We start from the raw sequence: 746 nt of genomic DNA on the forward strand, positions 1-746 counted from the left end.
TCTTCGGCGACCGCAGCGTGATCGCCGTCGATCTTCCAGGCCATGCCGACGGCCAATTCGGCTTGCTCTTCGCCGGTCTTGAGCGGCCGCTGCTCTATGCCGTCGACGTGCAATGGCTGCTCAGAGCCCTGACCGAAAACCGCACGCCCGGCTTTCCGGCCACGCTGATCGCCGAAGACGCCTCGGCAATCGAGCCGACCAGCGCCATGCTGCGCCGCTTCCTCGCCACGAGCGGCGAGGTGATGCTTTGCCATGATCCTGCGCCGACACCCTACGATCTCGCATTGAGCGATCCGGAGGCGGGATGAACGGACTCGCGGAAGCGGTCAGCTCCTTCGCCTTGACGCGCTGGGTCTCGCGCAAGAGCCGAGCCGAGTTCGAGCACTGGCAGGCGGCGGCCTTGCGGCGCTTCCTCGATCGCGACCTGCCGCGCGCGCCCTTCTATGGCAAGGCGCCGGCGCGTCTCGCCGACCTGCCGGTCACCGACAAGGCGCTGCTGATGCGCCGCTTCGAGGATTTCAACATCCACCGCCTCACCGCCGCGGAAGCGTGGGCGGCGCTGGCGCGCGATGGCCGCGCCGGTTCGCTGACGGTCGGCGCCAGCACCGGCACGTCGGGCAATCGCGGCCTGTTCGTGATTTCGGAGGCCGAGAAATACCGCTGGCTGGGCGCGATCCTCGCCAAGGCGGCGCCCGATCTTTTGTGGCGCGGCATGCGCGTCGCCGTCATCCTGCCGCAGAGCACGG

The 746-nt window shown here is 68.8% G+C and carries 2 pseudogenes; both read left to right on the plus strand.

Features of this window, described 5'->3' with window-relative positions:
* Positions 1 to 308: pseudogene (locus EOA29_RS38720) on the plus strand (MBL fold metallo-hydrolase); the annotation flags it as partial.
* Positions 305 to 746: pseudogene (locus tag EOA29_RS38725) on the plus strand (CoF synthetase); the annotation flags it as partial. The pseudogenes EOA29_RS38720 and EOA29_RS38725, both read left to right, overlap by 4 nt.

The organism is Mesorhizobium sp. M1E.F.Ca.ET.063.01.1.1 (genome assembly GCF_003998155.1).
GTDB lineage: Bacteria > Pseudomonadota > Alphaproteobacteria > Rhizobiales > Rhizobiaceae > Mesorhizobium.